The following is a 26,830-nucleotide window of genomic DNA, read 5'->3' as shown; positions in this document are numbered from 1 at the left end:
TACCGGATCAGCAACTTCCTACGCGGATGAGCACACCCGGCCGGGAGCGGCTCCGCAGCTGGGGCACCCCGACGCCGTTCTCGCTTTCAGCGCTCCTGTGGGGGCGAAGCATGGACGCCGAGGGCAAGATCGGCGCGTGTTCGGGCGTCGGCGGACCAGTGGGGGGCGTTCCACTGGTCGGCGATCGCGGCGGCCTGGGCGAAGTGGGCGGCGGCCTCGTCGTCGCGGCCGAGGAAGAGGGCGAGTTCGCCGAGCGTGTGGGCGACCGGGCGCAGCGCCAGCGACAGGCTCTCCGCGCCGGCCGGGGGGCCTTCACGGTGGGGGAGAAGGTCCGCGTAGATCTCCTCGGCAGCGTCGCGGTCGTTCAGCGCGACGATCGCCATCGCGCGCAGGCTCGTCAGGAAGGTGAAGAAGAAGTCGGGCCGGATCGGGCTCGGTGACGTGCGGGCCCGGCGTGCCTCGTCGCTGCGGCCGGCGGCGTGGAGGGCGAGCGTGAGCAGGTCGGCGACCATCGGGCCCAACGCCTCGTGGAGAGCGCGCACGTCGTCCAGATGGTCGCCGAGCGTGCCGTCGTTCAGCCAGATCGCCGCCAGCGCGAGGCGGACGAAGCCGGCGTGCACAGATCCGGCGCGTTCCATGTGTGCGGTGGCCTCGACGTAGAGGCGCTCGGTGTCGGCGGTGCGGCCCTCGATGAGCACCAGGGTCGCCAGCGCGATCTCGGCGGCGCTGATCGCCTCCGGCATCCGGTAGGCGCGGGCGAGGTCGAGCGCCTCCCGGGTCACGCGGCGCATGGTCGCCGGGTCGTTGGCCGCAGCGGCGTTCGCGGCCTGGTTGAGCAGCCCGGTCACGCGGTAGACGGGCAGGTCGTGCTCGACGCCGATCTCCACCAGCTCGCGGGCGTACTCCTCCCGCCCGGGGTCGCTGGCCAGGACCAGGAGCGCCGCGGCCCGGAGCCGGGGATCGGTGGCGAGGTCGAGTGCTTCCCGCGCCGCAGCCATGACCGTCGGATCGTCCTCGCCCACCAGCTCGTTGGCGTACGCGATGAGGAGGCGGGAACGCACGTCGGGGGCGAGACCGGTCCGCTTGAGCAGGCGGCTGAGGCGGCCGACGATGGGAAGGTCGACCGTGCCGTACGTGCGGGCCCGCCAGGCGGTGGGCTCGGTCCAGGCGGTGAACGCGGCGATCATCAGGTCGTCGCGGCCGATCGACTCGGCGTACTCCACGGCCTGTTCGCGCGTGTGCCGGGCCGCAGCGACGGACCCGGCCCTGATCTGCGCGCGCAGCAGCCTGCCGAGCAGGCCGACGCGCTCGTCCGGTTCGCTGGAGTTGGCGACCGCGTCGGCGAGGAGGGCAGCCGCCACGTCGTGGGCGTAGCGCGCCTCGGCCAGTTCGGCGGCCCGTACGCAATAGCCGACGGCCTTCGGTGACCCCGCTCGCGCATAGTGATGGGCGAGCGCCGCGACGTCGCCGGTGCCCTCCAGGGCGGCGGCGATCCGGGCGTGCATCCTGGCGGCCCGCAACAGGCTGACGTCGGCGACGAGCGTGTCCCTGACCAGCGCGTGGACGAACCGGACGCGTCCGGGCCCGGGCTCGTCGAGCAAGCCGGCGATGACGCCCGCGTCCAGCGCGTCCAGCACGCCGTCCTCGTCGGAGTCGGCGGCCTGCACGAGCACGTCCACCGAGCATTCCCTGCCGGCCACCGCCGCCAGCCGCAAAACGGAGACGCCGCTCTCGGGGAGCCTTGAGAGCCGGCGCCGCAGCACGTCCCGTACGCCCTCGGGGACCTCGGAGAGCGCGACCAGCGCGCCCTCGCCGGTCAGCAGCCGCGCGCTCTCGCGCACATAGAACGGGTTGCCGCCGGTCCGCTCGGCGATCCCGGCCACGGTCGCGTCGTCGGCCTCGCACTCGGCGCGTACGAGCTCCGCGACGGCGTCGCCTTCCAGTCCGGGCAGGTCCAGCCGGAGAGGCGCGGTGCGGGCGAGGGACCCGAGCGTGTCGGTGAGGCGCTCGCTCTCGTCCGCGCGGTACGCCGCGACGACCAAGATCGGGGCCCGTGCGCCGACGGCGCCGCTGAGCAGTTCCAGCGTGGCGGCGTCCGCCCAGTGGAGGTCGTCCAGGACGACGGCGAGCGGCCGGTCGGCGGCGGCCGCCGCGAGCCAGTTCCACACGGCCTGCCGCAGCCGGAACCGCCCGGCCGTCGCGTCACCGCGCACCGGCGCGGAGTCGGAGAGCAGCGGCGCCAGGTCGTCCGCGAACTCCCTCGGAGGAACGCTCGCGGCCACCTTCCGCAGCGCCTCGACCCATGCCCACGCGGGCGGCGCGCTGTCCACCTCGGGACAGCGCCCGGCGGCCACGAGCCACCCATCCTGTCCGAGGCGCGCGCCGAGGTGCTCCAGCAGCGCCGACTTGCCGAGTCCCGCCTCCCCGGTGACGAGCGCGACGCGCGCCCCATCGGCGGCGGCCTCCCCGGCGGCCGCCACCAGCGCCGCAAGCTCGCCCTCCCGTCCCACGAACGTTGTCGCGCCGGGCCCGCTGTTGGGAGGCGGCGGCGCGGTTGCCTGGGGCCGGGCCATGTCCGCGGGTGGAGGAGCGGCCGCGCGGAGGACCTCCGTGCGCTGGGTGAGGATCGCCTCTTCCAGGGCCACCAGGTCCGGGCCGGGGTCGAGGCCCAGCTCGTCGGCGAAGATGGCGCGGGCGCGGCGGAGCGCGGCCAGGGCGTCGGCCTGGCGGCCGCTGCTCCACAGCGCGAGGGCGTGCATACGCCAGCCCTCCTCGCGCAGGGGAGCGTCGCGGGTGAGGCCCTCCGCCTCGGGTACCACCGCCGCGGGGTCGCCGAGCCGCAGTCCCGCCGCGATGTGCAGTTCGCGGGCGACCAGGCGCAGCTCGTTCAGCCGGGCGGTCTCGGCGGCGGCCCACGGCTCGTCGGCGACCTCGGCGAACGCGGGGCCCCGCCACAGTGCCAGCGCCTCGTCCAGCCGGGCGCGGGCGTCACGGGGATCGGCGAGCGTACGGGCCTCGCCGAGCAGTTCCTCGAAGCGCCATGCGTCCACCGCCCCCGGTGGCAGCCGCAGTGCGTAGCCGGGCGACACGCTCACCAGCAGGCGGGCCGGGGTCCGCGGCGGGCGGCCGGGTTCCAGCAGGCGGCGCAGGTTGGACACGTACGCCTGCAAGGACGCCAGGGCGCGCGACGGCGGTTCGCCGCGCCACAGGTCCTCGACCATCCGGTCGACCGGCACGACCTGCCCGCGCGCCGCGACCAGCAGGGCAAGCACGCCGCGCTGCCGCGGTCCGCCGAGGGGAACGGGCTCGCCGCCGGCCTCGGCCGCGAACGAGCCCAATACCCGGATCAAGACCATGACGTGGCACATCGTACGCCCGGCGGCTTCAAGCATTCCAAGTCGGCTCCAAATGCCTTCCAAACCCCCGAGAGCAGTCTTGAGCACGCCGAACAGATGAAGGGCAGGAACAGATGAGCGTCAACACCCAGGACATGGAGATCGTCCACCGCGCCTTCCGCCGCGAGTCGCGGCTGCTGATGGAGCTCGTCGCGGCGGTCGCCCCGGGCGACACCGCCCGCGCCAAGGTGATCGCCGGCCACTTCAGCGACTACCGGCTGGGACTGAAGAACCACCACGAGGGCGAGGACGAGCTGCTGTGGCCACCGCTCCTGTTCCGGGTGGACCTGGAGGCCGACATCGTGCTGCGCATGGAGGCCCAGCACGAACGCGTCGCGGCCACGCTGACCAGGCTGGAGGCGGCGGTCCCCGCGTGGGAGGCCACCGCCGGTGCGGACGAGCGCGACACGCTCGTGGCCGCCCTGGCCGACCACCGGGCGGTCCTGCTCGAACACCTCGACGACGAGGAGGCCACTCTCCTTCCGCTCGCGGCCGAGCACATCACCGAAAAGGAATGGGCCTCCCTGGGCGACCACCTGGTGGCCAACACACCCAAGCTCACCCTGCTCACCCTCTTCGGCCTCGTCCTGGAGGATGCGAACCCGGCCGAGCGCGCCACGCTCCTGTCCGCCCTTCCCGCTCCGGTACGCGGCATCTGGCACGTCATCGGCCGCCCCCGCTACGCCCGCCACATCAGCCGCGTCCGCGCCGCCTAACCAGACCCCCAGACCCCACGCACGACTCACCAAGCTCACCGAAGACTCGCAAGGAGAAGAACAATGTCGCTGAAGAAGATCAACACTGTCCTGGCCGCCGCCTTCATCCTCTTCATCCTCTGGTTCGGGACGGAGTTCATCCTGAGCCCGGAGACGACGGCCCCGGGCTTCGGCCTGCCGAGCTGGCCGTCCGGCGACGGCGACGGCTTCCTGATCATCAAGGGAATCCGCGACGTCGTCCTGGCCCTGGTCCTGGGCATCCTGCTGGTGACGGGCCACCGCCGGGCGCTGGGCTGGGTGCTGCTGGTGGAGGCCCTCGCCGCGTACGGCGACATGACCACCGTGCTGGCCCACCACGGCTCCGTGGCCACCGCGCTCGGCGTCCACGGCCTGACCGCGACGCTGATGGTGATCAACGGCCTGCTGATGATGCGCGAGACCCGCAAGGTCGCGGCCGCTCCGGCGAGGCCCGCCCCGCAGCCCGCCTGATGCCATCGCCCCGCCCAGGGCCGATCGGGGATTGAGGGGACAACTCATGCTCAGCAACATCGCCACCGTGCTCGCCGGACCGATCGGCGCGGGCACCATCCTCATGGGCGCCCGCGCCTTCTGGGCACCACAGGCCGCGGTCGGCTTCGGCATCCCCGACACACCGACCAAGGACCCCAGCTTCCACGCCTGGCTGTCCGTCAAGGGCATGCGCGACATCGCCTCAGGGCTGTTCATCATCATCCTGCTGGCCGGCGGGACAACCCACCTGCTGGGCTGGTTCCTGCCGGCCGCCAGCGCCATACCCGTCGGCGACGCGGTGATCGTGCTGCGCAGCAACGGGCCCAAGACGGCCGCCTACGGCATCCACGGCGCCACCGCCGTGGTGATGCCGGCGATCAGTGAGCTCCTGCTCGTCGCGTGAACCGCGTGGTCCTGCAGGTGCATTTCCGAGAACTTGAAGAGGGAGACGACTATGACGATCAACGATGTGCGCGGTGTCCTCAAGGGGCGCGTGCTCCTGCCTGATGACGACGGCTTCGAGCAGGCGTCCACCGCGTGGAACCTCACCGTCAGGCAGCCGGTCGCGGCTGTGGTGGAGGCCGCGGATGCCGGTGACGTGGCGGCGCTCGTGCGTTACGCGCGGCGGGCGGGTATGACGGTGACCGCGCAGCCGAGCGGGCATGGCGCCTCCGGTGATGTGGAAGGCCTGATCCTGCTGCGTACCGGCCTGCTGAACGAGGTGGAGGTACGCGCGGAGGAGCGCGTGGTCCGGGTGGGCGCGGGCGTGACGTGGGGGCAGGTGCTGGCCGCGGCCGGTCCGCTGGGTCTGACCGGCCTGGCCGGCAGCGCGCCGGGGGTCAGCGTGACCGGCTACACCCTGGGCGGCGGGGTCGGCTGGTTCAGCCGCAAGTACGGCTTTGCCTCCGACAGTGTGCGGGCTATCGACATCGTGGACGCCGACGGCGAGCCGCGCCGGGTGAGCGCCGAGTCCGATCCCGAGCTGTTCTGGGCGCTGCGCGGCGGTGGCGGGGACTTCGCGGTGGTGACCGCCCTCGAACTCGAGCTGTATCCCGTGCCAGTCGTGTACGGCGGGCGCGTGATCTGGCCGGAGCACCGGACCAGGGAGGTGTACGACGCGTTCCTGGAGATCACCGCCGAGGCGCCGCGTGAACTCAGTGTCTGGATCAACCGGCTCCAGCCCCCCGGCGCGTCGCCGATGGTCACGCTGGATCTGGCCTACCTGGGTGAGGCGGCACAGGGGGAGGACCTGCTGGCGCGCATCGACAAGATCGAGGGCGTGATCTCCGACAGCCGCGGCGTCGTCGCGGTTGCCGACCTGGGTGACATCACCGCCGAGCCCACCGATCCGGCCCCCTCCATCGCTCGTGCGGAGCTGCTCACCGGCCTGGACGCGGACGCGGTGGAGCTCCTGCTCGCCAAGCCGGTCGAACCACTCATCAACGTGCAGATCAGGCACCTGGGCGGGGCGCTCGCCGAGCCGGGCGGCGGGGCCGGCGCGAGCGGCGCGGTGGCTGAGCCGTACCTGCTCGGCCTGCTGGGTCTCGGCCTGCCGCACGCGGCCGATGCGACGCGCGCCAAGCAGGCCGAGGTCGTGGCCGACCTGGAGGCCTACATCAGCGGCCGCAAGCCGTACACCGTGCTGTCCCCCGGTGACACGGCGGCGAAGTCCTTCTCCGCCAGCGCGCTCGCGCGGCTGTGGGAGATCAAGCGGGCCCGTGACCCGCACAACGTGTTCCGCGCGAACTACTCGGTGCTCGGATAGACCGGCTCCGCCGTTGCGCCGCCGACGGCCAGGACGATCCACAAGCTCACCTGTCCTCAAGGGTGATCAGATGAGCTGTGACGTCGTCGGCGAAGCGGGCCGGCAGGTGGCCGAGGTCTGCACGGTCGGGGCGGACCAGCGGGCGATGGCGCCGGTGAACCAGGGCTGTGGGGCCCTCCCTCCGCGGGAACCGAGCCTCCTGCTCGAAGAACTTCAGCACCAGGCCGAACCTCAACCGCGTCGCCCCGGACTTGTTGCCCAGCAGCGCCAACTTCACTTGGTCGCACGGATTCGCGGCCGAAGGCCCTCCTGGCTGCCGTGCCGACCACTGGTGGTGGCGCGTCCACGCCGCCTGTGCAACACTCACTGTTATAGAACTCATTAAAGAGTTATAGAATGATCGGAGCATGGCATGCGAGACGTGTTGCCCTGGCGTGAGCCAGTCCCGCTGGACGGGACGATGGGCGAGCCCCGAGCGCGGGGCCGATTCGGCGAGTACGGCGGACGGTACGCGCCGGAGTCCCTGGTGGAGGCGTGCCGCGAGGTGGACGAGGCGTTCCGGGAGGCCTGGGCGGATCCGGGGTTCCGCGGCGCCCTGGCGCGGCTGCTCGCCGTGCACGCCGGGCGGCCGACCCCGCTCACACCGGCCCGCCGGCTGTCGGAGGCGCTGGGCGTGCAGCTGTACCTCAAGCGCGAGGATCTCACCCACACCGGATCCCACAAGATCAACAATGTGCTGGGTCAGGCCCTGCTGGCCACCCGGATGGGACGGCGCAGGCTGATCGCCGAGACGGGAGCGGGCCAGCACGGGGTGGCCACCGCGACCGCCGCTGCGCTGCTCGGGCTGGAGGCCACGGTGTTCATGGGCGAGCGCGACATCGAGCGGCAGGCGCTGAACGTCTTCCGGATGCGCATGCTGGGCGCCGAGGTGGTCCCGGTGACCACGGGCAGCCGTACCCTCAAGGACGCGACCAGCGAGGCCATGCGGCACTGGGTGGGCGCGACCGGCGACTCCCACTACTGCATCGGCTCGGTCGTCGGGCCGGATCCCTACCCATGGATGGTCAGGGAGTTCCAGCGGGTCATCGGCGACGAGGCCCGCGGGCAGTGCGCCGCCGAGCTGCGGACCGGCGTGCCGGACTACGTGATCGCGTGCGTCGGCGGCGGCTCCAACGCCGCCGGCACGTTCGCCGGATTCGCCGACACCCCGGCGCGCCTGGTCGGTGTCGAGGCGGAGGGCGGCGCCGGGGCGGCCCGCGGCCGGCTCGGCGTCCTGCACGGCTGCCGCTCGCTGTTCCTGCAGGACGACGACGGGCAGATCACCGAGCCGCACTCCATCGCCGCCGGGCTCGACTACCCGGGAGTCGGCCCGGAGCACGCCCACCTGCGCGACCTGGGACGGGCCCGCTACGTCACGGTGACCGACGACGAGGCGGTCGGCGCGGCGGTACGGCTGGCGCGTACCGAAGGCATCGTCCCGGCGCTCGAATCGGCGCACGCCCTCGCCTGGGTGATCCGCGCGGCGGGCGGCGGCGACCTGCCCGCAGGATCGACGGTGCTGATGACGTTGTCCGGCCGGGGCGACAAGGACGTCTCAACCCTGAAGGAGCTGCTGTGACGAACCCCACGCCGGCCACGGGCGCGGTCGAACGCCACCTGCGTGCCCGCCGGGACACCGGCCGTGGCCTGCTCATGCCGTACGTCACCGGGGGGATCACGCCCGGCTGGACGGAGTACCTGCGGGCGTTCGCCGCCGCCGGGGCGGACGCGATCGAGGTCGGCCTGCCCTTCTCCGACCCCACGCTGGACGGCGTCACCATCCAGCAGGCCAGCGACACGGCACTGGCCCGGGGGGCGAGCACCCGCCGGATCCTCGCCGACCTGTCCGGCATGCCGGACCTGGGCGTGCCGCTGGTCGCCAGCACCTACTACAACCTGGTGCTGCACGACGGCCCCGAGGCGTTCTGCGCCGCGCTGCGCCGGGCCGGCGTCGGCGGCCTGATCGTACCCGACCTGCCGGTGCACGAGGCGGACGAGCTGACGGACGTGGCCGCCGCCACCGGGATCGAGCTGGTCCTGCTGGCGTCGCCGGCGACGCCGCAGCCGCGGCTGGCGGAGATCTCGTGCCGCAGCCGCGGATTCGTCTACGCGGTGTCGCTGATGGGCACCACCGGTGAGCGGGCCGCCCTCGCCGCTTCGGCGGCGGAGCTCACCGAGCGGATCAGGCGCGTCACCGACCGGCCGGTCTTGCTAGGATTTGGCATTTCCACCCCGGACCAGGCACGCGAAGCCCGCCGGCACGCCGACGGCGTGGTGGTCGGCGCCGCGGCCATGCGGCGGGTGCTCGACGGGGCTGGGCCGGACGACCTGCGGGCCTTCCTCGCGACCCTGCGGCAAGCCCTCGACCAGGAGTGTGACCGATCACGATGACCCCCGACGCCGGGCACGAGGCGAGATACCGCGCCATCGCCGCCGACCTCGCCGCGAAGATCCGGTCGGGACACTACGCCCCCGGTGAGGCCCTGCCCCCGCAGCGGGAGCTGAGCGCCTCCTACGGGGTGACCCTCATGACGCTGCGCCAGGCGTTGCGGGAGCTCAGCGACGAGAGGCTGATCGTGCAGCAGCCCGGCAGGGGCACGTTCGTCGCACCGCCGCACCTGGCGTACCAGCTCGACTCGCTCCGCAGCCTGGTCGACGACCTGCGTAAACAGGGCCACGACGTGCGAACGGCGGTGGCCGGGCGGGCGGTGCGCCGGGTCCCCGCCCGGATCGCCGCGGAGCTGCGGCTGCGTCCCGGCGACACCGCCCTGCGGCTGGAGCGGGTCCGCGAGTTCGCGGGACGTCCCGCCGTACACCAGGTGTCCTGGGTCCGCCGGCCGGTGGCCGACCAGATCCGCGACCGCGACTTCACCGCCGTCTCCCTCTACACGGCCCTCGCCGACGCGGGGGTGACGGTCGCTCGGGCGTCCGAGGTGGTCCGGCCCGGTTTGCTCGACCCCGCCGCCGCCCGCCACCTCCACGAGCCGCAGGGCAGCCCGGTGCTCGTCAGCACCCGGATCACCTACACGCTCGACGCCACGCCCGTGGTGTCCGACCATGCCACCATCCTCGGCAGCATGATGGAGATCCGCACCGAACGCGCCGCCACCGGCCTCTCTCTCACCTGGGGCGCCACCAGCTGAGAACCTCTGCGCGTTCTGTCCCACCGCAGGTTCTTGCGGACCTTGCCCGTCGCGTTCCTGGGCAACTCGCTCTCGATCTCGAACGCGGAGGGGGCCTTGGATGGGGAGACCACGTACGGGGGAAAGGGGGTACGGCGTTCGCCTGTGGCACCTCGCGCCGGCTCCTGACAGCCTCATGGGAACGCCACTGGCGCACGGTATCCGCCACGACCAGGCGGCGGCGCCGCGCCCACGGCCGAGGGGCGGAACCGGAAGAGACACAATGGGGCAATGTCACTACACCAAGGTTCGACAGTGAAGCTGAGCGGCGACGTGGAGATGCCGCTTCTGGGGTTCGGCACGTGGCAGATGCGTGGCCGCCAGGCGTACGAGGCCACGTTGGCCGCGTTGGAGACGGGTTACCGGCACATCGACACCGCGACCATGTACGGCAACGAGACGCAGATCGGGCAGGCGCTGCGTGACAGCGGCCTCGACCGGCGGGACGTCTTCGTCACCACCAAGCTCCCGGCCGGTAACGCGGGCCGGGAATGGGAGACGATCCGCCAGAGTCTCAGAGAACTGGGCACCGACTACGTGGACCTGTGGCTGATCCACTGGCCGACCGGGCCGGACGAGCTGGTGCGGACATGGGAGCAGTTCCTCGCGATCCGGGAAGGCGGCCTGGCACGGGCGGTAGGGGTGAGCAACTTCAGCCCGGCCCAGATCGACAAGGTGACCGCAGCCACCGGGCAAGCCCCGGCGGCCAACCAGATCCCGTGGAGCCCGTCCGGGCACGACGCCCGGCTGCTGGCCGAGCATCGCGACCGCGGCATCGTCGTCGAGGGGTACAGCTCCCTCAAGGACACCGACCTGCGCGACCCGGTCCTGGCCGAGATCGCCTCCCGGCACGCGGTGACCCCGGCCCAAGTGGTCCTGCGCTGGCATCTCGAACATGGCATCGTCATGATCCCCAAGTCGGCCAACCGCGACCGGATCCAGATGAACTTCGATCTGTACGCCTTCGCCCTGGACCAGGAGGAGATCTCCCGCATCGACGCCCTCTCCGACTGATCGGGCACCTCGCGATGGTCGTTCCCGGTCTTCGGGCCGGCGCACTCGTTCGGGGTCGAGGTGCTGCTCCGTACCTGCGTGAACGCGCCGCTGGACGACATGCAGGTCCACCTCGATCTCGGACATGTGGAGGCCTGGCCGTAGAACTCGGCCGTCGCGCCGGCGCCGCGGGCGAACGCAGGCCCGCCATCGGATCGGGTTCGGCTGTCTGGGCGTGGGCGGTGGTGGGAGCCCCGCCCGGTCCGTCGCCAATCAGCACCCGCTTCATGTCCACCAAAAGTACGTGCTTGCCCTCGCGCTGCAGCCGTTACCCGGGGGAGCGCAGCAGCCGGACGGCGTCAGCGATGACCACCCCGTCTGCGGCGTTGCTCAGCTCGATCCGGCCCACCCCCTCGGTGATGTGGAACGTACCGAGCGAGACCCAGGAGCCGCCGCGCGGTTCCGTCACCCCGCTGCTGCGCTGACTGATCCGCACAAGCGTGGTCCCGTCGGCGTGGCGGATCCTGAAGGGCGCGTTGCTCGCGCGGTTCGCGTGCCCGGTGAACGAGACCTGTACCTCGTAGTCGCCGGTATGCGGGACCACCGGCCGCCACCGGACGACGCGTTCGCCCGTGCCGGCGGGCGCCCATCGATAGTTGCCGCCCCGGTAGCCCGGCACGCCTGAGCTGGCCGACCAGGTGCCGCTGATCACCTCGTAGCCGAGTTCGTCGTTGTCGACCACCGCCTCCTCCCGGACGTCGGGCTGCGAGGGCGCGTCGATCAAGCTCAGTGTGTCCAGCGAGACCAGCCTGCCGCCGCCGCGGCCCACCCCGGACGCGGTGAACCGGATCATGTGCGGGCCGGATGTCAGCTCGAGGCTGCCCAGTTGTGCGACGTCGTAGCCGTCAGCCCGGTCGGCGGTGGTGTCCACCAGCGCGACCCGGGGCCTGAGACCGTCGACCGTGACGGTGACCAGACCTCCGGCTGCGCTCCGGAAGTAGCGCAGCAGCAGCTCATAGGTGCCCGGCGTCGGGACGTTCACGGTGTATTCGACGTAGGCGCCGGTCTGAGACGAGGTGAACACCACCCGTTTCCCCCCACGGGCCACGGGGTCCTGGACGACGGACATGGTGCCGCCCGATGTGGCGGCGCTGGTGGTGAGATCGAGGAGCCGTTCGGTGTAGCCGGGCCCTCCGGACAAACTGTCACGGCCGCCGCTCAGCCATTCGAGCGAGAACCGGCACATGACCACCCGGCGGGGGAAGCTCGGGTTGTCGCCGTCACGGCCATACAGGAGCAGGATCCTCCCATCGGAAAGCCGGCCGAGTTCTGAGTAGTACGACCGCCCCTCGTTGATCACTCGGCTATAGCGGAAGGAGTGCGCGTCGTCGTAGCTGATCGATACGGTCAGGTTGGTACGCACCGGGGAGTCGGGGCGGCTGAACAGCACTCTGCTCACGTCGGACGTGCCCGGCCCGCCGGTGTAGCGCAGCAGGCTCGCGTCCACGGCGTTGAACGTGCCGGTGGCCCCGTCAAGGCGCGGCGGCGACCAGGTCAGCCCGCGATCGACGCTGACCGACACGATCCGCTGCCGGTTGCCGCCCGCTGCGGCCCGGCCGTTGATCAGCACCGTGCCATCGGTCCTTTGGACGAGCCTGGCCTCGTTGATGGGGTAGGCGACGGAAACCGGCACCTCCCCTGTGGCATGCCAGGTCTGGCCGTGGTCGTCACTGTAGATCGACGCCACGCCGTAGTAGCGTTCCGTGACAGTGTTGCCTGTGACCACGCGGCGGTGGGCGCAGTTGAGCAGCAGCCGACCGTTGTCCAATTGGATGCCGTGTCCAGGGCCGGGGCCGTGCAGCTTCCATTCGTATGGGAAATGGCCGAACAGGCCGGACATGTCGCGTGGCACGCTCCAGGTGCGACCACCGTCGCCGCTGGAAATCATGTACAGATCGCCGATGTCGCCGGAGCAGCCGGTGTTCTCCGGCAGTCGGATGGAGAGCATGTAGAACAGGAAGATGTCGCCGGTGATCCGGTCGAGCACGAAAGTCGGGTTTCCCCACGACTGGCCATTGATCGAGGCGACCAGCGTTTGCGTCGGTTCCCAGGTGTCGCCCCCGTCGGGGCTACGGCGGACAAGCAGGTCTCGGGGACCAGCATCGCAAACCTCGTGCCGGCCTTCCGTGACGACCAGGACAGTGTCGTCCGGCAGCACGGCCAGCCCGTGAACGTGGTAACTCTCCAGCGGATCCACGGTGTTGTCCCACAGCGTCGTCTCGTCGAACGGCGTCGCCGACCGCCGTAACCCCGTCGCGCCCGCGGGTAAGGCAGGGCCGAGTGCGGCAGCCAACGATGCTGCGGCGACTGTGAGGCCGAAGGCTCGGCGCCCGATGAGGGAGTGGCGGCAATCCGGCTGTGACATGTGCTGCCTCCGGCTGTGGGGGGTGTGGGGCAAGGGCCAGCGATCAGTCAAGAACGGGTGTGGGGCGGACACGTGACGGCCGCCGCGCGTTTGGGAGATCATCTCACCGGACGGGGGAGACGCCGATCACATTGGCCGCCTTGACATAGCGGCGGATCAACTCCAGCGTGCGGAGATCGTCATCAGGCCGGATCTCGGCGATGACGACGCCAACACGCCTGAGGCCACGATGGAGGTGCCGGGCCGGTGACCGCCGCTCTGACCTGCGAGAAGAGGCCAACAACGCAAGATAGATGCCGCGACCGGTTCGCTGCGATTGCGCCATCCGCGCTCGCCATGCGTGACAGATAATGCGAATTCCGTGTCGCATCAGCATCCGTGAGTGCAAGCCAAGAGCGATCCGGCTCCTACCGCGAGGCCGGGCAGAGGCGCCGATATGGCGCGTACGGGACATAGTGCCGCCACTCCGGCAGTGAAACCCACGGCCCGCGATGGCGCAGACCGCACGGAGGAGATCACGCTGAAGCGCGACATCCCAGATCCTCACCGTATAGTCGTCGCTACCGCTGGCCAGATCCCACACCTGCACCGCCCCGTAATCAGACCCGGTCGCGCTGGTGGAGCGGGAGACGGCGGACCTGGCCGCGCTCGTGGCGGCGTGCGGCGGCGAGTGTTTCACCGACGTGTCGCCCACGTCGGGCGGCCGCCACGTCTACATCCTGTTCGCGGCCAATAACCCCACTCCTCGAACGCGTTCTCAGACCGCTCGAACTTCGGCGAGCCGCTTGACTGCGTAATCGTCGTCCCAGCAGACGGCGGCTTCCCATGCGGCCGACGCTTGCGCGGCGATGTCGTACGCGCCGTCGTCCAGCCCGGCGGCGTTGCCGGGCAGCACGAGGTCGAGGTCGGGAACGTCGACGTGCGACTCGTCCCAGTCGATCAGGGCGACTTGATTCGCGGTCATGCGGACGTTGCCAGGGTTGTTGGGGTCGCCGTGGACGACGCATGTCTGACGTCCGGTGAGCCGCGCCCACGCTGCCCGGCATCGAGCGACGCTCTCAGGGGGCATAGCGCCGAGGTCGATCCTCGTCCCGGTCTCGGCGTGCAGGAGGTCGGTCGACGATCGCCAACCTGGCCGCTGCGGCCAGCCCTGGGTCAACCGATGCAGCTCGCGGAGCGTGCCGGCCACGCGACGCCAGTCGGCCTGCGTCTCGGGCGGTCCGCCATCCAGGTAGGTCATCACCACCAGACCGTCGACGAACAGCCGGCCGTCCGTAGTCGGGATCGGCACCGGCACGGTCAGACCTGCACGGTCGAGATAGACGAGGAGCTCGGTCTCCCACGCGAGATCAGCGTCGCTCCTGGTACCGAGACGACCGACCGCGAGGTGCCCGTTGACGCGCACGCTCCACACGTCGTTGGCGACTCCGCCAGCGAGCGGTTCGATGCGAGCGACGTCTTCGCCCCACTGCCCGAGTGATTCCCACCCCACTGGCCACATCTTACGGGGATTCCGACCATCACTGTTCTCAGCAACTCGGCGAACACCATCGTCGTCCTCATGAACGACCGGTCTCAGCCGAGCGGGAATCCAGAGGCCACCGCGAGAAGTCGAACCTGGTGCTCTTCACGCAGACGGCGAAGGGTTCCGCGTCAGCCCCGGCCGAGGACGCAGAACTCGTTGCCCTCCGGGTCGGCCAGGATTGTCCACGGCACGTCGATCTGGCCAAGGCTGATGTCGGTGGCGCCGAGAGCCCGCAACCGGGCCAATTCCGCTGCTCGATCGTCACCGGGGTACGGCGCGAGGTCGAGATGGACGCGGTTCCACACGACCTTCGCCTCGGGCGTGCGCAGGAACTCCAGATACGGCCCGACGCCCTTGGGCGAGCGCAGCACCGCGTGATCGTCGGTCACCTCGTGCAGGGTCCAGTCCACCGCTTCGCCCCAGAACCGGGCCATGGCCCGCGGATCCGCGCAGTCGACCACCACCGCCGCGATCGGCCCGATGCCTCGGTAGATCTCCCGAGGCTCCAGCACGCAGAACTCGTTGCCCTCCGGGTCGGCCAGGACCGTCCACGGCACGTCGCCCTGGCCCACGTGGGCGGGAGTCGCACCGAGGTCCGTCAAACGCGCGACCAACTCCGCCTGATGAGCCGCAGAATCGGTGGCCAGATCGAGGTGCACACGGTTCTTCACCGTCTTGGGTTCCGGGGAGGCAACGATGTCGACGCAGACGGCCACGGGGTCGGGCCAGACGAACCCCACAGGTTCGAGGTTGATCACGCCGGGTCCCTCGCTGGAGACGCCCCAGCCGAGCGCCTCCGCCCAGAACCGGCCGAGCGCGGATTCATCCAGCGCTTTCATATTGATCTGAACAAGCTGCATCGCCATACCGGCGATCCTATGCGCACCTGGCTAAACGCGGTCTGCTCATCCGGGGCGGCACCGGGCAGGTCGGGGACTTCGCCGAGCTGCCCTTCGCATCCCTGGACGGCACCATCCTGTGGACGTCCGGAGCCCTGCCCGGCAAGGCCCATGATCTCAGCGCCGCCCGCATCTGGGGCGTCCTGCGTGCGTTGGAGCTCGATCCGCGCCTGTTCGACCCCGCTCCAACCGATCCTCACCTGATAGAGATCCTTTAGGATCGCTTACAAGGCGTCAGATCAGGGAGTATGGATGACCGAGCAGGAGCTGGCCCCTACGGGAGTGGACCCGAGGGTGCCGAGTGTGGCCCGGATGTATGACTATCTGTTGGGTGGCAAGGACAATTTCGCCTCTGACCGTGAGGCCGCGGCGCGGATCATTCAGTTGTCGCCCAATGCGAAGGAGGTCGCGCAGGCCAATCGGGCGTTCTTGGGCCGTGCCGTCCGCGCGGTCGCCGAGAGCGGGGTCCGGCAGTTCCTGGACATCGGCACTGGCCTGCCGACCCAGGAGAACGTCCATCAGGTGGCGGAGCGTGTCTCTCCTGGCTCGCGGGTGGTCTACGTCGACAACGATCCCATCGTGCTGGTGCATGCCCGCGCCCTGCTGGCCGAGACGGCCGACACCATCGTGGTGGAGGGCGACATGCGCCACCCCGACGCCATCCTCGGTCACCCGGAGATCACACGACACCTCGACTTCCAGCAGCCCCTGGCGGTGCTCCTGCTGGCAGTGTTGCACTTCATGCCCGATGACGAGCAGGCCCAGAGCATCGTGCGCGCCATCCGCGAAGCCCTGCCCTCCGGCAGTCATCTGATCATCTCCCACGTGACCATAGGCGAGCTCGACGACGATACGGTGGGCGAGGGCCGCGAGGTCTACAGCAAGACCAGAGCAGGAAACGTGACCCCACGCACGCGCGAGCAGATCGCCGGCTTCTTCGAGGGCCTGGAGATGCTGGAACCGGGCCTGGTGCCGACAACCGACTGGCGTGCCGAAGACCCCCTTGACCCGTCGCTCACCGGGCCCGGTGGAGCCGAGATCCTCTGCGGCATCGGCCGCGTTCCCTGAGGTATTTCCGAGTCTGAAGGCCACGATGAGAGCACCTGCTCGACGGTCGTAGGAATGGCAACCGCTGGCGAGGGCCTGCGTGGTGGCGTGGTAAGGGTTCGCAGGCGTCGGCGAGAGCCGCCTGGGCGCGCCATGGCGATGTTTCGGCGGCCTCCCGGCAGTGCTTCATCGAACTCGCCAAGCTCATCGAAGGCCGGCGGCCCCCGCACCCGACCACGGTCCTCGAGTACGGGCCCATCTGCCGGACTGGGCCGATGTCCCGATCCCGCAGCCGTCGCCATTTCCCGACGCCATGCCTGTGACCAGGTCAAACTCGTACATCACTCCCGGTGGACGCAAGGCGTCCTACTCGCCAGGACCGCCGCCGCGGCGACAAAGGGAGGCCGGTGTCGACGTCCTCCAAGCTTGATCCCGGCCTCCCCGCACGTCACTGGAACGAGAGGGAGTCGATGGTGATGGTGCTGTTCCCGCCGTACCAGAAGCCCATCGCGAATTGCCCGGGGGGACGCGCGGTTGATCCCGTTGGCCGACATCGGGATCCTGATGTCCTGGTACGCGGTGGTGATGGCCGGATGTCCGCCGCCGTCGAGCGTGAAGTCGCCGAAGACCTTTTTCACCCCGCCGAGGCTGAGGTTGAAGTGGGCCTGCTCGCCCCCTGCCGCGCCCTTGATCCGCACGACGAGATGGGTGTACGCGGACAGATCGGTGTTGACGTCGCTGCCGAACCAGCCGCAGTTGTCGTACCGCAGGCTGAGTGCCCCGCTGGACACGGTGCCGGAGCCGCCGCCGTTGAGGAAGCAGTTGCCGCCCCCGGGTGGGAGCGAGTGAACCCGGCCGAGCACCTGGCTGCCCGCTTCTCCTGCCCGATCCAGGTGGAGAACGACTGCAAGCTCGCCGCGCTCGCCGAGCGCTGGCAGGGGGCAGCCCGCGACGCCGACGACATCGTCTACCTGCTGGCGGGCATGCGCACCGGCGCCGGGCTGATCATCGACGGCACGCTGCGCCGCGGTCACGGCGGCGCGGCCGGCGAGATCGGCGCGCTGCGCGCCGTCCGCTGGCTCACCGCCCCCTCCCACCTGGAAAACTGCGCCAGCCTTCCCGCGGGCATCGACACCGACAACGCGGCCGCCTGGGTGTTCAACGCCGCCCGCTCCGGGGACAAGGCGGCCAGGACCGCCGTCCGCCGCTACACCCGCGACCTCGCCGTCGGCACCGCCGCCCTTGTCCTCACCCTCGACCCGCAGGTCGTCATCTTCGGCGGCGGCTTCTCCCGCTCCGCCGACCTCATCCTCGACCAGCTGACCCGCGAGCTCCGCCGCACCTGCCTGCGCGTCCCGGAGATCCGCGCCTCCACCCTCGGCGACGAGAGCGTCGCCCTGGGCGCGCTGCGCCTGGCCCTCGACGAGGTGGACGCCCGCCTCTTCGGCGTCGGCCTGCTCGCGCCGGTCGCTCCATGTGCCTGACCCCGCGCGCCGACCCTCCTGGCTGTCCCAGCGACGGCCCGATCCTCTCGAGGAACTCACGCGTCGAGCTCGATATTTCGTGAGCACGCACGCCTTGCGGGCGGCCCCTTTCGACGTTGATCAGGCCGGGAGCGTTGGCTGGGACTGGGCATCCCCAAGGCGGCGGGGATGCCTGTGGCGGTGGCGCGACCGCTGTCGGCACCGACCTAGGCGTCGCGCTGCTCGCCCCGCCCCTGCGTGGCGCTACCCATGGGTTGACGCCGCCGCGGGGCAACACAGCCGTCAAGGTTTCTTCAATCCGTGGCTTGACTTGTGGATCCTGGCGTGTTGCCGGGTGGGTCGGGGCACGTTCGCCTAATGGAGGTGCGGAAAGGCTGACGAGGCCGGATGGCCTGATTTCTTCATCGATCCACGGGAGGACGACATGAGAAACAGTCTTCTTGCCCTGGGGGTGAGTATCGTGGCGGCGGGCGCGCTGTGCGCTGCTCCCACATCCGCGACCGCTCCCACTCCGGTGCCTTCTGGTTCGCCCGGAGGCCATGTGAGTTCACCCGCGCCTTCGCAGGGCAAGACCCCGCATCGGCGCGGCATAGTGGGTGCGGGATGCTCGGCGCTGCCCGCCTCCGGCAAGGGCAGCCTCGCGGACATGGCCAACCACCGTCTGGCCACCGCGGTGGCGGACAATCCCGAGCTCACGTCGCTCAGCAAGGCCATCAAGCGCGCGGGCCTAACCGATCAGTTGAACAAGGCGAAGGACATCACCTTCCTGGCACCGGACAACCAGGCTTTCGGCGCGAACATGGCCAAGCTGAACAAGAAGCAACTCACGCAACTGCTCGAACATCATGTCATCGAGGGAAGCAAGACCCCTGCCCAGTTGACCAGCGGACCGCTCAAGACCAAGCAGGGCGGGACGATGACGGCCAAGGGAAGTGGTGACAACATCACGATCTCCGGACGCGCCAAGGTGGTGTGCGGCGGCTTCCACACCAAGAACGCCACCGTGTACATCATCGACAAGATCCTCCCGCCGCGATCCGGCGGTTGACACCTGGGCGGCCTCATCATCAGCGACGGACTCGGACACCTCGCCGAAGGCGAGATGGATCGGGGAAGACAGCGGCACGGGCACGGTGAATCCGATGGTCGGTCTAGGCTGGCGCTCTCGATCTCGGAAAACCGTGCCCGCTTGTCAAACCAGACACCCGCCACACACAGACCTTCAGCGCGTCAGGCCGACACGAACATCAGACTCGCGGCGGATGTCCGGCGAGAACGCCGACCACTGCCAGCTCCTGGCCGACAGCGCCGCAGATCTGCTCGCCATTCTCGCCACGTATATGCGGTATGACCACACGAACCAGTCAGGCGAAATCAGTTGGCGGGCTTGCCGAACCAGCGGGAGAGGTGGTCGTCCAGGTCCTGCTGATCGTCGCCGATCCAGGCGACGTGGCCGTCGGGGCGTAGCAGGACGCACGGAACATCCAGTACCGCAGTGGGATCCGCGAGGTAATCGACCCGGTCTGACCAGCCGCCGACGGTCAGGCGTTCGGTTCGGTCCAGCAGCAGGCCGCGGCCGCGATGCAGCAAACCATAGAGGTGGCCCTGTTTCACGTCGATGTCGCGCAGGCGGCGGCCGAGCAGGTCGGGGCCTTCGCCGAAGTCGTAGCGAATGCCGATCGCGGTGATCTTCTCGATCAGATGGCGGTTCACCTCGTCGAAGTCCATCAGTTCGGTGAGCAGCCTGCGCACGGCCTGCGGGCCCGGTTCGGTGGACAGCAGTTCCATCTGGGCGCGGGTGTTGTCCAGCACGTCCTCGGCGACCGGATGACGTTCGGCCTGGTAAGTGTCCAGCAGTGTTTCCGGGGCCCAGCCGTGGACCTGTGCGGCCAGTTTCCAGCCGAGGTTGAATGCGTCCTGAACGCCGAGGTTGAGGCCCTGTCCGCCGGTGGGTGGATGGATATGTGCCGCATCGCCGGCCAGTAGCACCCGCCCGACCCGGTAACGTTCGGCCAGCCGGGTGGCATCCCCGAAGCGGGACATCCAGCGCGGGGAGTGCACGCCGAAATCGGTTCCGGCGATGGTGCGCAACTGTTGTTTGAAATCCTCGAGGGTGGGCGGTTCCGCGCGGTCGCTGACTCCCGCGGCGGGGACTACGACGCTGTAGACCCCTGCGCCGAAGGGCCGGAGCCAGAATGGCTGATGGGTCTCGCGGATTTCGGTCACCTTGGCGGTGATCTCCTCCTGCGGCACGCCCGCTTCCATCTCGCCCATCAGCGTGTCGGTCCGTGAGGGCTCGCCGGGGAAGCCGACGCCGAGCAGTTTGCGCACCGTACTGCGCGCGCCGTCACAGCCGACCAGGTAGCGCGAACGCAGTTGTTCCCCGTCGGCCAGCTCGACGGTCACACTTTCGTCGTCCTGCTCGAAACCGGCGACCGCGCAACCGCGCCGGACCTGCGCACCCAGGTCGATCGCACGTTCTTCGAGGAGACGTTCGATGACAGGCTGCGGGATGCCCAGCAGGTAGGCGTACGCGGAATCGAGGCCCTTGGGCGCGGGTTTGGGGATGGCGGCGAAGAAACCGGCGGCCGGGCGCTGTCTTCCGTGTTCGAGAACGCGATCCAGCAGTCCGCGCATTGCCATCAGCTCGAGACTGCGAATATGCAGACCGACTATGCGAACGAACGACTTGGGCTCGGTTTCCTTCTCCAGAACGAGTACCCGCACATCGTGCAGCCGTAGTTCGGCGGCCAGCATCGCACCGGTCGGCCCGCACCCGGCAATGATCACATCGAACATGAGGGGCGCGCGATCGGCGCCGGAGGCCGGCGACGAGAGAACTCCGGGGACGTCGCCCACCGTGGAGTCGCGCTCGACCCTGTCGTTCGACGGCGGCTCGGCGGTGAACTGCGGAGAATGCATAGGTGTTGCCTTTCGGGAGTGCCTTGGTGGCGAGGCGCTCCCGGCGACACCTACGTCAATCGCCCGACCATGACAGGAAGGGGGAGCACCCACATCGATACAGCGTTCATGGGTCTCACCTCCTCGGGCGGTGTCACGGTCAACTGCAAGCTACAAGCCTGAGCATCATCCCGTCCAATCCTTTCCAGCCACGTGATCACGACTCCAAGCGGGCCCGTGCGGTTGCAGGGCGAATCCGGCGTGGCGGCCCGGCTGGTCACGGTCGACGGTGCTCCAAGGACCACAGGGTTCGCCCCTCTTGCGCCACGGGCCGCGCCCCGGGTCAGGAACCGGTAGCGGGTCGGCGGCGCCGCGGCAGCGCCCGTCGAACGGGCCTCATCAGGGGCAGTTGCCAGCACTGCCGCCCGAAACAACACCTGCCCCCATGGAAACAGCGGCTGGATACTTTGCCGCAAGAGCATGGAAATGCCCCGTTCCTGACCTGTTGTTGGTCAAGGGCCGAGGCCCTGGAAGAGGTCGTCCGGCGTCAGAGCTTGCCGCTGAACCAGTCGAGCAGGCAGGTGCGCAGACTGGCGGCGCCGGTGTTACGGATTTCACCTGGAAATCTTGAGCGTCACGCCGGCGGCCGGGTGAGTTTGGCGGCCACGGCGTCGAGGACCCAGTCCAGGCCGGTCTCGAAGGACGCCTCGGCGTCCACCTCCGTGCCGTCGTACACGGCCTTGGTCAGCGCCGGGAAGCGGCCCGTGGCCAGCATCCTGCGCAGATACGGCCCGAAGGCGCGCTGCCAGTCGCGCTTGGACAGGCCCGTGGCGCGCTCGGCCCGCAGGTTCGCGATCTCGCGCCTGATCGCGCCGGTGAGGTAGGCGCTGACGGTCTCCACGGCGCGCAGGGCGGTGTCGAGGTCGGTGAGGCCGTCGAGTGGGGCCAGCGTGGCCTCGGTCACGGCGAGGGCGTTCGGGCCCATGGTCGGACGGCCGCCGAGCAGGTCGGCCAGCCATTCGTGGCGAAGGGCGGCCTGCCTGGTGCGGCGGGCGTAAGCGCGCAGCGCCTCGCGCCAGTCGCCGGGCTGCTCCTCGGGGAGGATCTCGGCGTGGACCTCGTCCACCACGAGGTCGAACAGCTCTTCCTTGGTGGAGATGTATCCGTACAGCCGCATCGGGCCGACCTCCAGCCGGGCGGCGACCTTGCGCAACGACATCGCCTCCAGCCCGCCCTCGTCGGCCAGCGCGATCGCGGCGACGACGATGCGCTCCCGGTCGAGCGGCAGAGGGCGTGTCGGCGGCTCCGGCCGGTCCCACACGGTCATGGCTACATCGTACTGTTGCGTTACATCGTCACAACGAAATACAGTGTATCGGCATGAGACACCGTATCGCCGTGGCCGGGAGCGGCCCTGGCGGCCTTACCTTCGCCCGCGTCCTGCACCACCATGGTCACCCCGTCACCGTCCTCGAACGCGATCCTGCCCCCGACGCCCGTCCGCCGGGCGGCACGCTGGACCTGCACGAAGGGATGGGCCAGCTCGCACTGGAGAAGGCGGGGCTGCTGGCGGAGTTCCAGGAGCTGTCCCGTCCCGAAGGGCAGGCCATGCGCATCCTGGACACGGACGGGACCGTGCTCCGCGACTGGCAACCCCGTCCGGGTGAACGGGCCAATCCGGAGATCGACCGCGGGCACCTCCGTGACCTGCTGCTCGGCCCCCTGGACGTTCAGTGGGGGCGGAGCGTGACGCAGGTGGTGCCGGGGAGCCGGGATGGCGTGCTGGTCCATTTCGCGGACGGGCGACAGGAGACGTTCGACCTCGTGATCGGCGCGGACGGCGCCTGGTCCAGAGTCCGCCCGGCAATCTCGTCCGCGACGCCGCACTACACCGGCGTCGCCCGGATCGAGACCTCCCTGGACGACATCGACACCCGCCACCCTGACCTCGCCCGGTTGATCGGCGACGGTTCCGTGGCTGTGTACGGCGTGAACCGAGCTCTCGTCGCCCAGCGCAACAGCGGCGGCCACGTCAAGGTGGGCGCCCAGTTCCGCGCGCCGCTGGACTGGCATACGGGCCTGGACCTGGCCGACGTCGAGGCCGTGCGAGCAAGCCTGCTGGCTCTCTTCGACGGCTGGGCCGCTCCCGTCCTCGACCTCCTCCGCCACGGCACCGCTTTCGTCCACCGCCCCCTCTACGTCCTGCCCGTGTCCCACACCTGGGCCCACGTCCCCGGAGTGACGCTGCTGGGCGACGCCGCCCACCTGATGCCCCCATTGGGGGCGGGTGCGAACCTCGCGATGCTGGAAGGCGCAGAACTCGCCGAGTCCATCGCCGCCGCCCCCGGCCCTGGAGATCTGGACGAGGCCGTCCGCGCCTTCGAGGAACAGATGTGGGCACGGGCCAGCAGATGGGCGAAAATCACGACGGCCGGTCTGGAACGCCTCGTGAGCCCGGACCCCACTCAAGCCCTCGCCGTCTTCGACGAAGTCCAGCCATCCTGACCGCCGAGCGCGAGAGCACCAGCATCAACAACCGCGGCGGACCGCTTTCCACCACGCGCCTCTCCGAGCCCTCAGAGCAGGATGTAAACGCCACTGACCAGCGACAACACCACACAACGTCCCCATCCAAGGGGTGGTCCTGGACGGCTGGCTGTAAGCGGTCGTCGACGACAACGGGGTCATCGAGCGAGCCCCCTACGAGTTGTGCGTGATCGTGTCGCTGAAGGACACGCTGCGCCGCCGCCCGCCGCTGGCGCAACCCCGAGGAGGACCTGCCAGCTGACTTTGAGGACAACCGGGACGTCCACTACCAGAACCTGCGTCAATCGCTGGATGCCAGCGTGTTCATCGCCACGTTGAAGGAGGCGATGCGCGCCTCGATGGCGGCATGCGGCCAGGCGGTCACCAGGAACGAGTCCGGCGGTACGAAGGTGAAGACGCACCGCGGCGAGCCGCGCTGGCACATCCCCGACCTGGGCAAGCTGAAGGTCCCGGAGAACCTGCGGGCGCTGCACACCGAGGTCGCCGCCCGCTGGGGGATCATCGACCTGCTGGACTTCTTGAAGGAGTCGGACTTCGTCACCGACTTCACCGACGCGTTCACCACGGTCGCGACCCGGGAGGCGACCCCGCGGGAAGTGATCCGTAAACGCCTGCTGCTGGTGCTGTACGCGCTGGGCACGAACGTGGGGATCAAGCGGGTCGCCGACGGCGGTCGTCACGGCGAAACCGAGGCCGCCTTGCGCGCGACCCGGCATCTGTTCGTCAACCGCGACAACCTGCGAGCGGCGATCGCGACGCTGGTCAACGCCACCTTGAGAATGCGGGACCCGCTGTGGTGGGGCAACGGGACCGCGTGCGCGTCGGATTCGAATACTCCCAGCTTCGCTCCTGCAACGCCTCCGAGGTCGCCGCGATGATGGAGGGCGTGCTGCGGCACTGCACCGACGCCACCATCGACCGCCAGTACACAGATAGTCATGGCCAGTCGCTGGTCGGGTTCGCGTTCTCCTACTTGCTGGGGTTCAAGCTGCTGCCGCGGATGAAGAACATCGCCCGGCAGAAGCTGGTGAAGGCCGACACCGACGACCAGGTCACGTCATGCCTGACCGGCATGGTGGCCGACAAGCCGATCGACTGGGAGATCATCGCTCAGCAGTACGACCAGATGGTGAAATACGCCATCGCCCTGCGGCTGGGCACAGCCGAGGCCGAGCAGGTGTTGCGCCGCTTCACCCGCGGCGGCCCCGAACACCCCACCTACAAGGCCATCGAGGAACTCGGCAAGGCCGTCAAGAGCGTGTTCGTCGCCGAGTACATCGCCTCGCAGGAACTGCGCCGCGAGATCCACGAGGGCCTGCAGGTCGTGGAGAACTGGAACCCGCCAACACCGACCTGTTCTACGGCAGCGCCGGCGCCATCCCCGGCGGCGACAAGGAACATCAGGAGGTCTCCATGCTCAGCCTTCACCTGCTCCAGTCGGCGCTGGTCTTCGTCAACACCCTGCTGGTTCAGTTCCGTCCTCAAGGACCCGCCTGGCAGAAGAAGATGAGCGACGCCGACAAGCGAGGACTCTCGCCAATGTTCTGGTCCAACGCCAACCTCTACGGCACGATCGACATCGACATGGGCCGCCGTCTTGACCTCGACCTGGTCGCCTGACCCTTCCCGTCGATCACGCCGATGGCCGAGGCAGGACACCCTGGCCGGGTAGCAGGTCGGCCAGAGCGGTTCGCGTGGCCGCCCGGCTTACCCCATGAGCCCGTGCCAGGGCCGCGATCGAGGTGCCCTGGTGGAAGGCAGCTCGCACGTCCTCGCGCCGGTCACCGTCCAGCGCGGGCGGCCGGCCGCGGTAGCGGCCTTCGGCCTCGGCGGCGGCGATCCCATCGACGGTGAGCTCGTTCTGGTCACGTTGGAACTGGCCGACGGCGGTGATCACGTTGATGATGACGGCGGTGGTCGCATCGTTGGCGGCCAGATCGTGGAAGTTCGACAGCGGTCCGGACAGGACGCGCAGGGCGACGCCGCGGGCTTGGCACCAGTTGCGGACGGCGTGGATGTCGAGCAGGTCACGGCAGAGCCGGAACAGCTCCGAGACCGTCAGGGAGTCGCCGGGGTGCGCCTTGGCGGCGATCTTGCCGAACGCGGGCCGGTCGAGGGCGGGGATCTTGGAGGTGGTGGCGAGGTCCTCGAAGAGGAGGACGCCGTCGGCAGGCCGGAATCCCTCGGCGACGCCTTCGATGCGCAAAGAAGGCCAGCCTCGGTGAGGATGTGGCGCTGCCGCAGCAGGGACTGGGTCGCGGTGGAGACACGGGAGCAGACGATCTGCACCGGACTCTCCTCGGGAAGGGTCGGAGCCCCGATTTTCCTGTCGTCAATTCGTGTACGGAACCGGCCATCCGACGTCACGGTTCGTCACTCGGTGTCCGGCTTCGGGGCGTCGGTAAGACTCGTGCAGCCAGGTACACGCGATTGAGTTCGCCCAGGTCAGCGGTGGCCCTGCTGATCGGTGGGGAGATGGCCGACGGCGTCTTCGAGGTCGGCGTGGGTAGGCAGGGTGTAGCGGCGGGTGGTGTCGAGGCGGGTGTGGCCGAGGAGTTCGGCGACGACGACGATGCCGACGCCCGCGCGCAGGAGGTTGGTCGCCAAGGTGTGCCGCAGGATGTGGGCGGAAAGGGCGAGGGCGCCCGCGTCGTCGAGGATGTGTACCTGGCTGCACGAGTCTTACCGACACTCCTGCTCGCGGGGACCGGCGCCCGCCTTGATGAGCGTCCGATGGTCCTCAGGTGGTGGCGTACTGCGGGCGCCCGGTTGGCCGGTAGACCTGGATCGTTATGCCCTTCGAGAAGGCTCGCGAGTCGACCAGGTCCAGCGCGATGTCCAGGCCGGTCTCGGGGAACAGCCGCACGCCTTGGCCGACGACCACCGGGACGATGAGCAGGTTCATCTCGTCGACGAGGTCGTTCTCGAGCAGCCACCGGATGAGGGCACCGCTGCCGTGCACCTGCAGTTCACCCCCCGGTTTGGCCTTCAGCTCGCCGACCGCGGCCGCGAGGTCACCGGCGAGCACGGTCGTGTCCGCCCATCGCGGTTCGGTGAGCGTGGCCGACGCCACGTATTTGCGTTTCGTGTTCAAGGCGTCTGCGATGGGACCGCTGCCGGGACCCATCTCGCCCCAGTAGGGGGCGAAGATATCGTAGGTTCGCCGGCCGAACAGGAACGCGTCGGCGCGCTGGTAGACCTGGTTGACGAACGTCATGGCCTCGTCGTCGAAGTGCCGCAGGGCCCATCCGTCACGCTCGAATCCGGCCCTGCGGTCCTCCTCCGACGGGCCGTTTCCCTGCATCACTCCGTCGACGGAGAGCTGCGTGATGGTCGTCAGTTTCATGATCGTGGTTCCTTCTCGTTGGTTGCTGTCTTAAGTAGCGATCGTCACTCGGCAAG

General features: G+C 69.7%; 25 protein-coding genes and 1 pseudogene. 14 read left to right on the top strand and 12 right to left on the bottom strand.

From position 1 onward, the window contains the following. Positions 1 to 86: 86 nt before the first annotated feature. Positions 87 to 3,356, bottom strand: a complete 3,270-nt coding sequence (locus ACQPWU_RS30080; RefSeq protein WP_433445101.1) for a BTAD domain-containing putative transcriptional regulator — start codon at positions 3,354 to 3,356, stop codon at positions 87 to 89. Between the two features lie 113 nt (positions 3,357 to 3,469). Here ACQPWU_RS30080 and ACQPWU_RS30075 point away from each other — a divergent pair, with 113 nt between their 5' ends. The 4 genes from ACQPWU_RS30075 (at position 3,470) to ACQPWU_RS30060 (ending at position 6,386) form a co-directional block, all read left to right on the top strand. Continuing rightward, complete coding sequence (locus ACQPWU_RS30075) at positions 3,470 to 4,111, top strand: hemerythrin domain-containing protein (protein ID WP_433445099.1); 642 nt, start codon at positions 3,470 to 3,472, stop codon at positions 4,109 to 4,111. A gap of 63 nt (positions 4,112 to 4,174) precedes the next feature. Next, entirely contained in the window at positions 4,175 to 4,600 is a 426-nt protein-coding gene (locus tag ACQPWU_RS30070) for a DUF4267 domain-containing protein (RefSeq protein ID WP_433445097.1), read from the top strand. Positions 4,601 to 4,646: 46 nt separating this feature from the next. Then, complete coding sequence (locus ACQPWU_RS30065; RefSeq protein ID WP_433445095.1) at positions 4,647 to 5,024, top strand: DUF4267 domain-containing protein; 378 nt, start codon at positions 4,647 to 4,649, stop codon at positions 5,022 to 5,024. Positions 5,025 to 5,075: 51 nt separating this feature from the next. Beyond that, on the top strand, positions 5,076 to 6,386 hold the full coding sequence (locus ACQPWU_RS30060; RefSeq protein ID WP_433445094.1) for an FAD-binding oxidoreductase: 1,311 nt from the start codon (positions 5,076 to 5,078) through the stop codon (positions 6,384 to 6,386). Positions 6,387 to 6,432: 46 nt separating this feature from the next. On the opposite strand, the gene ACQPWU_RS30055 is transcribed toward ACQPWU_RS30060, so the two are convergent. Continuing rightward, positions 6,433 to 6,663: a hypothetical protein gene (locus tag ACQPWU_RS30055; protein ID WP_433445093.1), complete on the bottom strand. Its 231-nt coding sequence runs from the start codon at positions 6,661 to 6,663 to the stop codon at positions 6,433 to 6,435. 135 nt (positions 6,664 to 6,798) lie between these two features. Between ACQPWU_RS30055 and trpB the strand changes: the two genes are divergently transcribed. The 4 genes from trpB to ACQPWU_RS30035 all read left to right on the top strand — a co-directional run bounded on the left by trpB (position 6,799) and on the right by ACQPWU_RS30035 (position 10,621). Beyond that, positions 6,799 to 8,004, top strand: a complete 1,206-nt coding sequence (trpB, locus tag ACQPWU_RS30050; protein ID WP_433445092.1) for a tryptophan synthase subunit beta — start codon at positions 6,799 to 6,801, stop codon at positions 8,002 to 8,004. Continuing rightward, entirely contained in the window at positions 8,001 to 8,816 is an 816-nt protein-coding gene (trpA, locus tag ACQPWU_RS30045; protein WP_433445091.1) for a tryptophan synthase subunit alpha, read from the top strand. The genes trpB and trpA overlap by 4 nt, the downstream gene beginning before the upstream one ends. Continuing rightward, positions 8,813 to 9,568: a GntR family transcriptional regulator gene (locus ACQPWU_RS30040; RefSeq protein ID WP_433445090.1), complete on the top strand. Its 756-nt coding sequence runs from the start codon at positions 8,813 to 8,815 to the stop codon at positions 9,566 to 9,568. Before trpA ends, ACQPWU_RS30040 begins: the two co-directional genes overlap by 4 nt. Positions 9,569 to 9,862: 294 nt before the next feature. Beyond that, a complete protein-coding gene (locus ACQPWU_RS30035) occupies positions 9,863 to 10,621 on the top strand; it encodes an aldo/keto reductase (protein WP_433445089.1) in 759 nt (252 codons plus the stop codon). Positions 10,622 to 10,928: 307 nt separating this feature from the next. Here ACQPWU_RS30035 and ACQPWU_RS30030 read toward each other — a convergent pair whose 3' ends face one another. The 4 genes from ACQPWU_RS30030 to ACQPWU_RS30015 all read right to left on the bottom strand — a co-directional run bounded on the left by ACQPWU_RS30030 (position 10,929) and on the right by ACQPWU_RS30015 (position 15,416). Further along, positions 10,929 to 12,953 (bottom strand): exo-alpha-sialidase, encoded by a 2,025-nt coding sequence (locus ACQPWU_RS30030; RefSeq protein ID WP_433445088.1) that lies wholly within the window; start codon positions 12,951 to 12,953, stop codon positions 10,929 to 10,931. 175 nt (positions 12,954 to 13,128) lie between these two features. Further along, the gene (locus ACQPWU_RS30025; RefSeq protein WP_433445087.1) at positions 13,129 to 13,350 is read right to left on the bottom strand and encodes a hypothetical protein; all 222 of its coding nucleotides are present in this window, start codon (positions 13,348 to 13,350) and stop codon (positions 13,129 to 13,131) included. A gap of 432 nt (positions 13,351 to 13,782) precedes the next feature. Continuing rightward, entirely contained in the window at positions 13,783 to 14,430 is a 648-nt protein-coding gene (locus ACQPWU_RS30020; protein WP_433445086.1) for a phosphotransferase enzyme family protein, read from the bottom strand. 248 nt (positions 14,431 to 14,678) lie between these two features. Then, complete coding sequence (locus ACQPWU_RS30015) at positions 14,679 to 15,416, bottom strand: VOC family protein (protein WP_433445085.1); 738 nt, start codon at positions 15,414 to 15,416, stop codon at positions 14,679 to 14,681. Positions 15,417 to 15,701: 285 nt separating this feature from the next. On the opposite strand from ACQPWU_RS30015, the gene ACQPWU_RS30010 reads away from it, so the two are divergent. Beyond that, a complete protein-coding gene (locus ACQPWU_RS30010; RefSeq protein ID WP_433445084.1) occupies positions 15,702 to 16,517 on the top strand; it encodes an SAM-dependent methyltransferase in 816 nt (271 codons plus the stop codon). Between the two features lie 320 nt (positions 16,518 to 16,837). Here ACQPWU_RS30010 and ACQPWU_RS30005 read toward each other — a convergent pair whose 3' ends face one another. After that, positions 16,838 to 17,359 carry a hypothetical protein gene (locus ACQPWU_RS30005; protein WP_433445082.1) on the bottom strand — a complete coding sequence of 174 codons (522 nt, stop codon included), beginning with the start codon at positions 17,357 to 17,359 and terminating at the stop codon, positions 16,838 to 16,840. Between ACQPWU_RS30005 and ACQPWU_RS30000 the strand changes: the two genes are divergently transcribed. Next, on the top strand, positions 17,342 to 17,980 hold the full coding sequence (locus ACQPWU_RS30000) for an ROK family protein (protein WP_433445081.1): 639 nt from the start codon (positions 17,342 to 17,344) through the stop codon (positions 17,978 to 17,980). The two genes, ACQPWU_RS30005 and ACQPWU_RS30000, sit on opposite strands and share 18 nt — an antisense overlap. Positions 17,981 to 18,404: 424 nt before the next feature. Beyond that, positions 18,405 to 19,028 (top strand): fasciclin domain-containing protein, encoded by a 624-nt coding sequence (locus ACQPWU_RS29995; RefSeq protein WP_433445079.1) that lies wholly within the window; start codon positions 18,405 to 18,407, stop codon positions 19,026 to 19,028. Positions 19,029 to 19,354: 326 nt separating this feature from the next. Here ACQPWU_RS29995 and rox read toward each other — a convergent pair whose 3' ends face one another. Together rox and ACQPWU_RS29985 are read right to left on the bottom strand one after the other, a co-directional pair. Next, the gene (gene rox, locus ACQPWU_RS29990; RefSeq protein ID WP_433445324.1) at positions 19,355 to 20,779 is read right to left on the bottom strand and encodes a rifampin monooxygenase; all 1,425 of its coding nucleotides are present in this window, start codon (positions 20,777 to 20,779) and stop codon (positions 19,355 to 19,357) included. Positions 20,780 to 21,515: 736 nt separating this feature from the next. Next, positions 21,516 to 22,208 (bottom strand): TetR/AcrR family transcriptional regulator, encoded by a 693-nt coding sequence (locus tag ACQPWU_RS29985; RefSeq protein ID WP_433445078.1) that lies wholly within the window; start codon positions 22,206 to 22,208, stop codon positions 21,516 to 21,518. Between the two features lie 53 nt (positions 22,209 to 22,261). Between ACQPWU_RS29985 and ACQPWU_RS29980 the strand changes: the two genes are divergently transcribed. The 3 genes and pseudogenes from ACQPWU_RS29980 (at position 22,262) to ACQPWU_RS29970 (ending at position 25,048) form a co-directional block, all read left to right on the top strand. Beyond that, a complete protein-coding gene (locus tag ACQPWU_RS29980; RefSeq protein ID WP_433445077.1) occupies positions 22,262 to 23,386 on the top strand; it encodes an FAD-dependent oxidoreductase in 1,125 nt (374 codons plus the stop codon). Positions 23,387 to 23,754: 368 nt separating this feature from the next. Beyond that, a pseudogene (locus ACQPWU_RS29975) lies at positions 23,755 to 24,707 on the top strand (Tn3 family transposase); the annotation flags it as partial. A 53-nt stretch (positions 24,708 to 24,760) separates the two neighbouring features. Then, positions 24,761 to 25,048, top strand: a complete 288-nt coding sequence (locus ACQPWU_RS29970; protein WP_433445322.1) for a Tn3 family transposase — start codon at positions 24,761 to 24,763, stop codon at positions 25,046 to 25,048. 13 nt (positions 25,049 to 25,061) lie between these two features. On the opposite strand, the gene ACQPWU_RS29965 is transcribed toward ACQPWU_RS29970, so the two are convergent. From ACQPWU_RS29965 to ACQPWU_RS29955, 3 genes are all read right to left on the bottom strand, one after another. Then, a complete protein-coding gene (locus ACQPWU_RS29965; protein ID WP_433445076.1) occupies positions 25,062 to 25,634 on the bottom strand; it encodes a recombinase family protein in 573 nt (190 codons plus the stop codon). A gap of 239 nt (positions 25,635 to 25,873) precedes the next feature. Continuing rightward, the gene (locus tag ACQPWU_RS29960) at positions 25,874 to 26,089 is read right to left on the bottom strand and encodes a tyrosine-type recombinase/integrase (RefSeq protein WP_433445321.1); all 216 of its coding nucleotides are present in this window, start codon (positions 26,087 to 26,089) and stop codon (positions 25,874 to 25,876) included. Positions 26,090 to 26,168: 79 nt separating this feature from the next. Continuing rightward, positions 26,169 to 26,774, bottom strand: coding sequence for a dihydrofolate reductase family protein (locus ACQPWU_RS29955; RefSeq protein ID WP_433445075.1), 606 nt, complete (start codon positions 26,772 to 26,774; stop codon positions 26,169 to 26,171). Between the last annotated feature and the right edge of the window lie 56 nt (positions 26,775 to 26,830).

The organism is Nonomuraea sp. CA-141351 (genome assembly GCF_050944675.1).
Lineage (GTDB): Bacteria > Actinomycetota > Actinomycetes > Streptosporangiales > Streptosporangiaceae > Nonomuraea.
The sequence above is the reverse complement of the archived record's forward strand: the minus strand, read 5'-3'. Positions and strand labels throughout refer to the sequence as shown.

Bases quoted from the DNA above. Each gene is read 5' to 3' on its own strand.
- ACQPWU_RS30080 (WP_433445101.1), bottom strand. From the start codon at position 3,356: ATGGTCTTGATCCGGGTATTGGGCTCGTTCGCGGCCGAGGCCGGCGGC.
- ACQPWU_RS30075 (WP_433445099.1), top strand. From the start codon at position 3,470: ATGAGCGTCAACACCCAGGACATGGAGATCGTCCACCGCGCCTTCCGC.
- ACQPWU_RS30070 (WP_433445097.1), top strand. From the start codon at position 4,175: ATGTCGCTGAAGAAGATCAACACTGTCCTGGCCGCCGCCTTCATCCTC.
- ACQPWU_RS30065 (WP_433445095.1), top strand. From the start codon at position 4,647: ATGCTCAGCAACATCGCCACCGTGCTCGCCGGACCGATCGGCGCGGGC.
- ACQPWU_RS30060 (WP_433445094.1), top strand. From the start codon at position 5,076: ATGACGATCAACGATGTGCGCGGTGTCCTCAAGGGGCGCGTGCTCCTG.
- trpB (WP_433445092.1), top strand. From the start codon at position 6,799: ATGCGAGACGTGTTGCCCTGGCGTGAGCCAGTCCCGCTGGACGGGACG.
- ACQPWU_RS30040 (WP_433445090.1), top strand. From the start codon at position 8,813: ATGACCCCCGACGCCGGGCACGAGGCGAGATACCGCGCCATCGCCGCC.
- ACQPWU_RS30025 (WP_433445087.1), bottom strand. From the start codon at position 13,350: ATGGCGCAATCGCAGCGAACCGGTCGCGGCATCTATCTTGCGTTGTTG.
- ACQPWU_RS30015 (WP_433445085.1), bottom strand. From the start codon at position 15,416: ATGGCGATGCAGCTTGTTCAGATCAATATGAAAGCGCTGGATGAATCC.
- ACQPWU_RS30010 (WP_433445084.1), top strand. From the start codon at position 15,702: ATGACCGAGCAGGAGCTGGCCCCTACGGGAGTGGACCCGAGGGTGCCG.
- ACQPWU_RS29995 (WP_433445079.1), top strand. From the start codon at position 18,405: ATGAGAAACAGTCTTCTTGCCCTGGGGGTGAGTATCGTGGCGGCGGGC.
- rox (WP_433445324.1), bottom strand. From the start codon at position 20,779: ATGTTCGATGTGATCATTGCCGGGTGCGGGCCGACCGGTGCGATGCTG.
- ACQPWU_RS29985 (WP_433445078.1), bottom strand. From the start codon at position 22,208: ATGACCGTGTGGGACCGGCCGGAGCCGCCGACACGCCCTCTGCCGCTC.
- ACQPWU_RS29980 (WP_433445077.1), top strand. From the start codon at position 22,262: ATGAGACACCGTATCGCCGTGGCCGGGAGCGGCCCTGGCGGCCTTACC.
- ACQPWU_RS29955 (WP_433445075.1), bottom strand. From the start codon at position 26,774: ATGAAACTGACGACCATCACGCAGCTCTCCGTCGACGGAGTGATGCAG.